Source organism: Amycolatopsis sp. La24 (genome assembly GCF_029087445.1).
GTDB lineage: Bacteria > Actinomycetota > Actinomycetes > Mycobacteriales > Pseudonocardiaceae > Amycolatopsis > Amycolatopsis nivea.
The window spans coordinates 1-10,538 of record NZ_JARACH010000033.1; the positions used below are offsets into that span (position 1 = coordinate 1).

A 10,538-nucleotide genomic window follows, 5' to 3' on the forward strand; every position below is an offset into this window, starting at 1 on the left:
GGCTGGGTGGAAGGGCGGTGGGTGCGCGAGAGGGCAGGGCGGGGTGGGGTTGGTGCGGGAGAGCGGTGGGCGTGCGACGGGGTAACGCGCGGGGACGGTGGGCGCGCGGGCAGTGCGCGGGGCGGCGATTGGTGCGCGGTCGCGAGAGTGGTGAGCGTGCGATGTGGGGGCGGCGGAGCGGGATGTTGATGGGCGCGCGATGGCAGTGCGCGAGCGGCGGTTGGGGCGGCGGAGCGCGAAGGTGATGGACCCACGACACGGCAGCGCGACGGCAGCCGGGCCCCCGGAGCGGAAGAGCGCTGGCCGTGAAGATGCGCGACCACCAGCGGAAGCAGCCCGAGAGAGCCGCGCAAGCGAAGCGTCCAGGCTCAGTCGGTGATCCGGTCCAACCACTCACCCATCAATGCCTTCTCCGCCGCACTCAACCCCGACACCTGCGGCAACACCGCCCGCAAAGCCGTAGCCGCCGCGGCGGGACCAGGTGCACGGGACACCGGCCGGTCAGTGCTGATCGCTGCGATCACCGCTTCCCGGGCCGCGGCCGAGACCGCGAGGTCGCGAGAGTCCGCAGGCGTCGAGATCAGGCTCAACGTCGCCCCCGAACCGGCGGCGTGGATCAAGGCCGCCGCAAGCGGCTCTGGCACCCGGAGTCGTCCGGCTGCAGCGATGCGGCTGACGCGCGTCGCGAGGATCTCCAGGGACTTCTCCAGCGCGGGTGAACGGCCGGGACGGGTGGTCATCAGCCGGTACAGCGCGGGGTTGGCCAGGCCGAACTCCAGGTGCTGATCCCAGCCCCGCCGCAGGTCGTCCAGTGGGTCCTCGGCGGGCGGCTCGGCGGTTTTCGCCTCCAGGTAATCCTCGTAGCCCTGGACGGTGATGGCGTCGAGCAGGCCGTCCTTGTCTCCGAACAGTCGATAAATCGTCGGAGGCTGGACGCCTGCCGCCGAGCTCACGGCACGGGTCGACACCGCGTCCGGGCCGCCGCTGGTCAGCAGGTCCAGTGCGGCCGTGATGATGCGAGCGCGCGCGTCTTCGGACATGTTATCGACGATAACAGCCCGTTGATTCCAGCGAAAAACTCAGACGCGTCCGGCGATCCGGCGACGGCGGGCGACCTCGGCCAGCAGCACCCCGGCGGCGACCGAGGCGTTCAGCGATTCCACGCCGGCCGCCATCGGGATTGAGACGGTCGCGTCGCACGTTTCGCGGACCAGTCGGGACAGGCCGCGGCCTTCCGAGCCCAGGACGACGACCAGCGGGTCCGCGGCCAGTTCGAGGGCGTCGATGTCGACCGTGCCGTCGGCGTCGAGGCCGACGATCATCAGACCCTTCGAAGCCCACGCACGCAGCTGGCGAGTGAGGTTCGTGGCGACCGCGATCGGCAGCTTCGCCGCGGTACCAGCACTCGTGCGCCACGCGACCGCGGTCATTCCGGCGCTGCGGCGTTCCGGCAGCAGCACGCCCTGCGCGCCGAACGCGGCGGCGGACCGGATCACCGCGCCGAGGTTGCGCGGGTCGGTGACGCCGTCGAGCGCGACGAACAGCGGGGTGTTGCCCGAGTCGCGCGCGGCCTGCATGAGGTCGTCCGGGTGCGCGTACTCGAACGGCGGCACCTGCAGGCCGAGGCCCTGGTGCATGGCCCGGTTGGTCTTGCGGTCCAGTTCCTCGCGCGGGATCTCCAGAATGGAGATGCCCTTGTCGCCGGCCAGCCGGACGGCCTCGTTGACCCGGTCGTCGATGTCGATGTTGAGCGCGACGTACAGCGCCGTGCCCGGCACGTCCGCGCGCAGCGCCTCGACGACCGGGTTGCGGCCGGCGATCAGCTCCGGCCGGTCGGCCTTCTTCTGCCGGGCCTGGTCGCGCTTGTTGGCGGCGTTGGCAGCGCGGTACGCCTTGTGCCCGGGCCGGTCCTCAGCCCTCGGCGTCGGGCCCTTGCCCTCGAGCGCCTTGCGCCGCTGGCCGCCCGAACCGACGACGGCGCCCTTCTTGGTGCCGGTCTTGCGGATGGCACCTTTGCGCTGTGAGTTGCCTGCCATGAATCCTCAATCTCTGCTGCCGCGAGGAGGTCAGGAGTTCCTGACCGTCCATTGCGGACCGTTCGGGGTGTCTTCCACCGCGATCCCCGCCGCCACGAGACGGTCGCGGGCGGCGTCCGCGCGGGCGAAGTCCTTCGCCGCACGGGCCTCCTGGCGTTCGGCCAGCAGGGCTTCCACGAGCGTGCCCAGCGCCTCGCGGACGGGAGTGTCCGAGCCGCCGTCCGCCCAGTCCGGCGACAGCGGGTCGATGCCGAGCACGGCGGTCATCCCGCGGGCCGTGCCGGCCAATTCGAGCGCCTTGGTGGTGTCGCCCCCGTCGAGGGCGGCGTTACCGTCGCGGACCGTGTTGTGCACCACGGCGAACGCGGCGGGCGTCGCCAGGTCGTCGTCCATCGCCGCGGCGAATTCCGGGGAGACCGGGCCGACGTCCACCGCACCGGCCGACTCCGCGCGGCGCAGGAACGCCTCGATCCGCCGGTAACCCTGCGCGGCTTCGGTCACCGCGCCTTCGGAGTACTCGACGGTGGACCGGTAGTGCGGCTGCACCAGGTAGTAGCGCAGTTCGGGCGCGCGGTAGCGCTCCAGCATCGCCGGGATCGCGACCGTGTTGCCCAGCGACTTCGACATCTTCTCGCCGGACATGGTCACCCACGCGTTGTGCAGCCAGTAGCGGGCGAACCCGTCGCCCGCCGCGTTCGACTGCGCGCGTTCGTTCTCGTGGTGCGGGAACACCAGGTCGACGCCGCCGCCGTGGATGTCGAACTCGGCGCCGAGGTAGTTGGTCGCCATCGCCGAGCACTCCAGGTGCCAGCCGGGACGCCCCTCGCCCCACGGCGTCGGCCACGACGGCTCGCCCGGCTTCGCGCTCTTCCACAGCGTGAAGTCGCGCGAATCACGCTTGCCGCGGGTCGGCGTCTCGCCCTGCTGGACCTCGTCGAGCTGCTGTCCCGACAGCGTGCCGTACTCGGGGAACGACTTCACCGAGAAGTACACGTCGCCGTCGACGGCGTACGCGTGCCCGGCTTCGATCAGCCGCTCCATCAGCTGGACCATCTGCGTGACGTGCCCGGTCGCGCGCGGCGTGACCGACGGCGGGAGGCAGCCGAGATCCTCGTACGCCTTCTCGAACGCCCGCTCGTGCGTCGCCGCCCATTCCCACCACGGCCGTCCGGCGTCGGCGGCCTTGGCGAGGATCTTGTCGTCGATGTCGGTGACGTTGCGGACCAGCAGCACGTCCAGTCCACTGTGGAGCAGCCAGCGCCGGAGCACGTCGTAGTTCAGCATGCCGCGGACGTGTCCGATATGCGGTACTCCCTGCACGGTGGCACCACACACGTAGATCGACGCCGTTCCGCTGCGGACGGGAGAGAACTCCCGGGGGGCACGGGTCGCGGTGTCGTACAGGTGCAAAGCCACGAGGTAAAGGGTACCGGGGGCACTGTGGGAGACGTCGCAGGACGTCAGAGCACGCCGTGCTCCCGCAGCACGCCCAGCAGCGCGTCCGGCCGCTGCGCCGTGGGCAGCGGGTCGACCAGGGCGAACCGGCAGCCCAGCGCACGGGCGCCGCCGTCGGCCTCCTCGCTGTCGCCGACCATCAGCGTCTCCTCGGCACGCACGCCGAGCCGCTCGATCGCCGACTGGAAGATCTCCGGCTCCGGCTTCACCGCTCCGACCTCGAAGGACAGGGTGAATTCGGCGACGTGCGCGTCCCAGCCGCGCTGGCCGAACGCGGGCCGGATGTCGAACGCGATGTTGCTCAGCACGCCCGCCTTGCGCCCGCTGCTCGCGACCGCCTTGAGCGCGGCCTCGGTGTCCGGGTAGGGCGTCCACTGGTCCGGGGCGATGAGCTGGGCGTACAGCGCCTCGGCCTGGTCGCGCCGGGGCACGCCGGACAGCCGCAGCACCTCCAGGTACACCTTCCGGTGCAGCTCCGGGTCGCGGTCGCGGTTGTGCCAGGCGTACAGGTGCTCCTCGTCGAGCTCGACGGACTGCTCGACCGGCGCGGTCATCCGCCGCATCAGCTCGGTCTGCGCTTCGACGTCGAGCGCCTCGCCGTCGTCGTCGCGCACGTCCTCGAGCCAGCCGTCCTGCTGCTCAAGCCGGAAAAGAGTGCCGGAGAAGTCGAACAACACCGCGTTGATGGCCACGCACCAACCCTATCGGGCGATCCGGGTGCGCCGCCGCCCGTTTGTGGTGCCCGGCTCACGCCGCCGGGACGTAAAGCTCCACGAACTCCGGCGTCGCGTCGAGCAGGACGCGCAGGATCGGCACCGCCTTGTTCACCGGGTCGCCGCGGTCGTCGAACGAGATCATGCCGCTCGCTCCCGGGACCGCGGACTGTCCGTGCAGCCGGTTCCTCGCCTGCAGCACGTCCTGCGCGGTGACCTGCTCCGGAGACACCCGCGGGATGCCGCGGATGGCCCAGATCACGGTCAGCACCGCGTCGTGCGCCAGGATCGCGATCCCGTCGTCCAGCCGTTCCCGCGGGAAGACCGCGGTGAAGCAACCGGAGCATCCGGGTTCCTCGAAGCTCGCGACGGCCGCCTTGTTGAACGACTCCGGATGGTCGCGCCAGGCCTGCGGATGCGCGAGCCCCGGCGCGAGCACGGTGACGTTCGCCTGGAGGCCGCGGCGCATCTCCGGGCCGGGCGGCCCGACCTGGGCGAGGTCGCCGGTCAGCACGGTGAGGTGTTTCTCGAGGCAGGGCCGCTGGGCGAGCTGCGCGACGAACGACTTCAGGTGGTCCTCGCGGCCGGCGAAGTACACGACGTCCGGGTTGTCGCCGCAGATGTTCGGCATCATCTGCAGGAAGGTGTTCTCGATCCCGGGCAGGCTGGAGTCGTAGGACTCGGTGCGCCCGACGATCCGGTGCGTGGCGTCGGCGAACGTCTTGGTGAACGCCGTGGCCAGCGTCTTCGGGTACAGGTCGCCGGGGTTCTGGTCCTGCACGACGGTCGCGGTGTGCGCGGTCGGCTTCACGTAGCCCGCCATCGAACTGCCGTAGGTCGAGCTGGTCGGGGACACCCGCAGGAAGCCCGGGATCTGCGAAAACTCATCGGCGGCCAGGTGCGAGGCGACGACCGGGACGCGGTGGTCGGACAGCTTCTGGATGGCGCTGCGCGCGGTGTCGAGGCTCAGCCCGATGCCGGTCACGCCCACGATCCGGTCGGCTCCGGTCCGGCCGATCAGGTCGTCGACCACCGGCTCCCACTGTTTGAGCTGGCTGCCGGGGTTGGCCAGCAGCAGCCGGATGAGCGGCACGCTGCCCCACGACTGCGTTTTGTTGGCTCGGTGCTGGGCGACATACGCCCCTTCGAGCTGATGGCGCACCCATTCGCGGGAAAGAATGTCGTGGTCGGTGAGCGTCATCGGCAGGAGCACCGCGATGGTCACGTACGGCTTCCCGGAACCGACGGTTTCGGTATTTTCCTGATAAATTCTGTTTTCCACATCGGCGAGGTCGGGAGAAAACACGAATTCGCCGTCAGTCGTGCCGATGCATTCGGAATTCTCACCGCGTTCCTCGACGCCGGCGCCGCACGTGCGGTTCGCCTCGCTGATCGCCGGGACGACGACGAACGCGGCGACGACGATGACCACGACCAGCAGCACCGCGCCGCCGCCCCAGAGCCACTTCGCCCACGCCGGCCGCGGCGGTTTGATCCGTTGCGTCATCGGTAGCGCTCCGCTCGCTCGTGCAACAGCATCGATCCTCGTCCCCGGCCTTGGGCCAGATGGTGGAATCCGCTCTCGATGGTGGCGTTGAGGGTGCCGCCCGGGTCGCCGAGCGGATCGCGCGCCAGCCACAGCGAAACGACCAGCCACGCCACGGTCGTCTCCAGTTCGCCTTCCCACTCGCCGACGCGCTGCTGCACCTGGGTGTAGGGATCCGCGTTCTCCACCAGCCGGTTGGGCGCGGCGGTGATCGTGTCCAGTTCGGCCAGCCACGCTTCGGCGGTCGGCACGTCGAACTCGGCGTGCGGCGCGCTGAGCGGTTTGCACAGGTGCGTCACCACCGCGTCGACGTTCTCGAGCGCCAGGTCGTGGTAGCGAGCGGCGGCGACGCGGCCGTTCTTCTCGTAGAAATCGCGGCAGCGCGTGTGCACCTTTTCCCAGCTCAACGGGTGATCGTCGGCGCGCGTCGCCAGCTTCCGCAGCAGCAACCGGCGCAGCCACGGGTGCAGGACGTAGCGCGACGGGTCGTCCGGATCCGCGCGCAGCCACAGCTGATCGGCGAGCTGCTTGAACAGCGGTCCCTCGCCCATCGGATTGCGCAGATCGAGAATTTCCTTGTGGAACAGCATTTCCACGTCGACCGCGGCGCTCGCGGTGACGAGTTCCTGGCGGCTCGCGGTGGAAAAGTCCTGCAGCAGGTAGTCGCACATCTGCGCGAGCAAAGTGGACTCGCTGCCGTCGTCCAGGGTTACCTTGGTGTACAAGGATTCCCGCAGCGTGTTCGGATTGCCCGGCTCGTAGCGCGCGGCGAGCGTCTGCAGCACCTCGCGCACCGCGCCGGGGTGTCCGTCGGTGAGCCGGGACAGGAACCGCGGCAGCCGCGACGTCGGGTGCACGTCGTGCGCGGCGGCGACATCGACGACGTCGCCGCTGGAAAGCGTGCCGAGTTCCAGCAGGTACCAGGGGGACCAGCGGTTGTCGGGCTGACCGGGGATCCAATCGGTTTCCACGTGCGCGGGCAGCCGCGGCACCGGCCAGTCGAGCCCGCTGGTCCGGTGCTCCGGGTTGCGCCGGATCTCCCGGTCGCTTCCCGGATGCGCGGTGACCATCGACCAGCTTTCGCTCCAGTCCGGATTCCACGTCCGGCTCGTCGCGATCACCACCAGCGGATCGGCCCCGTCCGGCGTGTGCCTGCGCGCCTCGGCGAGCGCGCGCAGGAAGTCCTGTCCGCCCTTCGTGTGCGCGTTGTCCAGCAATACCAGGCAATTCATCGTCCGGCGGGTGCCGGAGATGCCGGAGTAGGCGCGGCGCAGGTCGGCGAGGAACGCATCGCAGATGATCGCGTCGACCGCGGCCCGGTCCTCGTCGTCGCCGTGCGCGTGCTTGGCGATTTCGATCAGGAAGTCCTGGTGGTTGCCGTACCCGGTCGGCATGGCTTTGACCTTGCCCATCAGCCGTCGCCGGTCGTACCAGCTGAGCCCGCGCAGCAGCAGTTCGGTCGCCTCGTTCCAGCCGGGAAGACTGTTGCCCGAAGTGACGCCGCCGACGAGCTTCACGACGTCCACGATCGCGTCGCGATTGCGTTCCAGCGGCTGGTTTTGCGCGATCAGATCCCGGAGTTTGCGCAGTGCGGCCCGGCGGTCGCCGAGTTCGACCGGGGCGCTGAGCACGAGCATGCACAGCCACAACCGGGGAAACGCGATACGGCCGAATTGCCGCCATTGCCGACCGAGATCAAACGCCAAGTGGCCCAGCAGTTCCCGCGGCTGGATCTGCTCCCAGTCGCGCCGCTCGAAATCGACGAGCGCGTGCGGGATGTCCTCGCACCGGGTCCGCAATTCCTCCAGCAGCGCCGACTTCCCCGCGCCGCGCACGCCGAGCGCGACCGCGATCGGCAGCGGTCTGCTCTGCCCTCCCGGACGGGACAGCAATTCCTCGACCAGCCTCCCGGTGATCGAACGTACTCCGGACAATCGATGCGCATCGACGGGCATCGTCCCCCTTTGGCCGGGCGGCCCCGCTCCCTGCCGCCGCAAACGTCGCGGAATAACTATAATGAGCCGCGGGTACCCGCGCAGAAGTTAGCGGAGATCGGCGAAGATCGTTTTCCGATGACCGGGTGGTTAGCGCTGGTCAGGTATCGCGAAGAATGGAATATTACGATTCCGGGTGAGCGAATTTAACTCAGCCGCGGATCAGCAGCGCGGTCGCGACCGCCGCGATGCCCTCGCCGCGTCCGGTGAGCCCGAGCCCGTCCGACGTGGTCCCGGAAACGCTCACCGGTCCGCCGATCGCGTCCCTCAGCACCTGCTGCGCCTCGTCGCGCCGCTTCCCGATCCGCGGGTGGTTGCCGATGACCTGCACGGTCGCGTTGGAGACCTGCCAGCCTTCCGCCTGCAGCAGGGCACGCACCTCGACGAGCATGTCGGTGCCGTGCGCGCCGTCCATGCGCGGGTCTCCGGTCCCGAAGACCGCGCCGAGATCGCCGAGGCCCGCGGCGGACAGCAGTGCGTCACACAGCGCGTGTGCCGCGACGTCGCCGTCCGAGTGGCCCGCGCAGCCGTCGACGCCCGGCCACCGCAGACCGGCCATCCAGCATTCGCGGCCCGGCTCGACCGGATGGACGTCGACGCCGTTGCCTACCCGCAGATCGGTCACAGGGGATCCTCCCGGTCCCCGCCGGCGACGAGCGCCTCGGCGAGGGTGAGTTCGAAGGCGCTCGCGACGCGCATCGCGTCCGGATCGCCGGGGACGGTGGCCGCGCCCGCGGTGTCGGCGAGACCGGGGTCAGCGGAATCGGCGAGTGCGGAACGGAAAGCGGAAAGGGAAAAACCAACCGGGGTTTGCGCACTGCGAAGACCGTCGCGATCGACAGTGGCGGTGACAATTCCGGATTCGTCGGTGGTTTTCACCGTGTCGGACATCGGCAGCACCGGAACCGCGACGGGCGCGCCGTCCCGGACCGCGGCCAGCACGCGCTGGACCGTCCGTTGTGGAGTGAACGCCCGCAGCGCGTCGTGCACCAGCACGACGGCACCGGAGGAAAGCAGCGGCTCGACGGCGGCGAACGCCTGCCGGAGCGAGGAGCCGGGAACGACCCGGCATTCGAGGCCGCGCAATGCCTCGGAAAACGACTTCGCACACCGCTCGGGGGCTGCGGCGACCACCAGATCGATTTCCGGTGTGCCGAGCAGCCCCCGCACGGTGTGCGTGAGTAGTGCTGCACCGCCGACCGCCGCGAGCGCGAGCTCAGGATCGGCCGGACGGTGCGCGACAGTCACGAACGCGACGCTGTGCACCTGTGGGTTCATCAGGTCGTGATCGTAGGGAACCGGTTGCCTCGGCGGCTAACCGGAGGACCCGGGGTCAGACCGTCGCGGTCTCTAGCACCTCGTCGAGGAGCGTTTCCGCCTTGCCCTCGTCGGTGCCCTCCGCGAGCGCGAGCTCGCTGACCAGGATTTGCCGTGCTTTCGCCAGCATGCGTTTCTCGCCGGCTGAAAGTCCGCGGTCCTTTTCTCGCCGCCAGAGGTCGCGCACCACTTCGGCCACCTTGTTCACATCGCCGGAGGCGAGCTTCTCCAGGTTGGCCTTGTACCGACGAGACCAGTTCGTGGGCTCTTCGGTGTGCGGAGCACGCAGAACATCGAAGACCTTGTCCAGTCCTTCTTGCCCGACGACATCGCGCACGCCGACGATCTCGGCGTTGTCCGCGGGCACGCGAACCGTAAGATCCCCTTGCGCGACTTTGAGGACGAGGTACTTCTTTTCCTCGCCCTTGATCACGCGGGTCTCGATCGCTTCGATGAGTGCGGCACCGTGGTGCGGGTAGACGACGGTCTCTCCGACCTTGAAAACCATGTGTCCTCTGCCCCTTTCGCTGACTCCATCCTATCACGGCCCGTCGGCGGCCACCTAGCGGCCCGGGATCGTCGTCGCAGGTCAGCGGCCTGAGCAGGGCTTGACAAACCGGTTTTCGCCGTGCTCATGCAGGTGAGCCGACAGCGCCCCGACCGGCGCTGTGGGATCCTTTGTGGACAGTCGATCGGCCGGGAACGCACACCGGTTCCGCGCGCGGAGAACCGCCCGGCTAGTCTTCGGGAAGGACGAGGCCGTGAAAGGGAAGGACTCTGACGTGAGGCTGCAGAATCGCCGCGTGCTCGGCGCAGGCGTGTCGGCGCTCGGCGCCGCACTCGTGCTCGCCGGTTGCGGAGCCGGTCAGATCACTCAGACCGACACCCAGCAGCCCGCCGTCAACGGCACCTACGCCCAGGTGAAGACGATCGTGCTGCGCAACGCCGCGGTGCAGTACCCGGCGCAGGGCCCCGGCTACGCGGCCGGTTCGCCCGCCCCGCTCACGCTCACCGTGATCAACCAGGGCCAGAAGGACGACAAGCTCGTCTCGGTGACCTCCGAGGGCGCTTCCGGCCCCGCGCAGATCTCCGGGGACACGGCGATCGTCGCCGGCCACTCGCTCGTGATCGGCCCGGCCGACGCGGTCGAGCAGGGCGCCCCGCCGCAGTCGGAGTCGGCGAACAGCACGCCCGCCTCCGAGCTGAACCAGCCGGCCAGCGGCGCGCCCAGCTCCGCCCCGAGCAGCTCGGCCCCCAACTCGGCGTCGAACGCGCCGCAGACGGGCGAGAGCGGCGGCGCGGCGAGCCAGCTCGGCTCCGGCAAGGTCGTGCTGCCGGGCCTCAAGCAGCCGCTGTGGCCGGGCGCGACGATCAAGGTCACCTTCACCTTCCAGAACGCCGGCCCGATCGTGGTCGAGCTGCCGGTCGCGGCACCCGCGCACGCGGGCTCCTGACCGCGTCGCCGCGAGTTTTGTCG

General features: G+C 69.8%; 10 protein-coding genes. 1 reads left to right on the forward strand and 9 read right to left on the reverse strand.

The window, feature by feature from the left end; genetic code table 11:
• Window positions 1–368: 368 nt before the first annotated feature.
• From PUT80_RS27385 to PUT80_RS27425, 9 genes are all read right to left on the reverse strand, one after another.
• Complete coding sequence (locus PUT80_RS27385) at window positions 369–1,040, reverse strand: TetR/AcrR family transcriptional regulator (RefSeq protein WP_275293963.1); 672 nt, start codon at window positions 1,038–1,040, stop codon at window positions 369–371.
• Between the two features lie 39 nt (window positions 1,041–1,079).
• Window positions 1,080–2,036, reverse strand: coding sequence for a 23S rRNA (guanosine(2251)-2'-O)-methyltransferase RlmB (gene rlmB / locus PUT80_RS27390; RefSeq protein ID WP_134661958.1), 957 nt, complete (start codon window positions 2,034–2,036; stop codon window positions 1,080–1,082).
• A 30-nt stretch (window positions 2,037–2,066) separates the two neighbouring features.
• Window positions 2,067–3,452, reverse strand: a complete 1,386-nt coding sequence (cysS, locus tag PUT80_RS27395; protein WP_275293964.1) for a cysteine--tRNA ligase — start codon at window positions 3,450–3,452, stop codon at window positions 2,067–2,069.
• Between the two features lie 44 nt (window positions 3,453–3,496).
• Window positions 3,497–4,183 (reverse strand): HAD family hydrolase, encoded by a 687-nt coding sequence (locus tag PUT80_RS27400; RefSeq protein WP_043827186.1) that lies wholly within the window; start codon window positions 4,181–4,183, stop codon window positions 3,497–3,499.
• Between the two features lie 55 nt (window positions 4,184–4,238).
• The gene (locus tag PUT80_RS27405) at window positions 4,239–5,711 is read right to left on the reverse strand and encodes a hypothetical protein (RefSeq protein WP_275293965.1); all 1,473 of its coding nucleotides are present in this window, start codon (window positions 5,709–5,711) and stop codon (window positions 4,239–4,241) included.
• Window positions 5,708–7,705, reverse strand: a complete 1,998-nt coding sequence (locus tag PUT80_RS27410; protein WP_275293966.1) for a hypothetical protein — start codon at window positions 7,703–7,705, stop codon at window positions 5,708–5,710. The genes PUT80_RS27405 and PUT80_RS27410 overlap by 4 nt, the downstream gene beginning before the upstream one ends.
• A gap of 190 nt (window positions 7,706–7,895) precedes the next feature.
• Entirely contained in the window at window positions 7,896–8,360 is a 465-nt protein-coding gene (gene ispF / locus PUT80_RS27415; RefSeq protein WP_037809313.1) for a 2-C-methyl-D-erythritol 2,4-cyclodiphosphate synthase, read from the reverse strand.
• A gap of 5 nt (window positions 8,361–8,365) precedes the next feature.
• Window positions 8,366–9,010, reverse strand: coding sequence for a 2-C-methyl-D-erythritol 4-phosphate cytidylyltransferase (locus PUT80_RS27420; RefSeq protein ID WP_037808139.1), 645 nt, complete (start codon window positions 9,008–9,010; stop codon window positions 8,366–8,368).
• Between the two features lie 67 nt (window positions 9,011–9,077).
• Window positions 9,078–9,569: a CarD family transcriptional regulator gene (locus PUT80_RS27425; protein WP_009084200.1), complete on the reverse strand. Its 492-nt coding sequence runs from the start codon at window positions 9,567–9,569 to the stop codon at window positions 9,078–9,080.
• Window positions 9,570–9,843: 274 nt separating this feature from the next.
• Between PUT80_RS27425 and PUT80_RS27430 the strand changes: the two genes are divergently transcribed.
• Window positions 9,844–10,515 carry a hypothetical protein gene (locus PUT80_RS27430; RefSeq protein ID WP_037808136.1) on the forward strand — a complete coding sequence of 224 codons (672 nt, stop codon included), beginning with the start codon at window positions 9,844–9,846 and terminating at the stop codon, window positions 10,513–10,515.
• Window positions 10,516–10,538 lie beyond the last annotated feature (23 nt).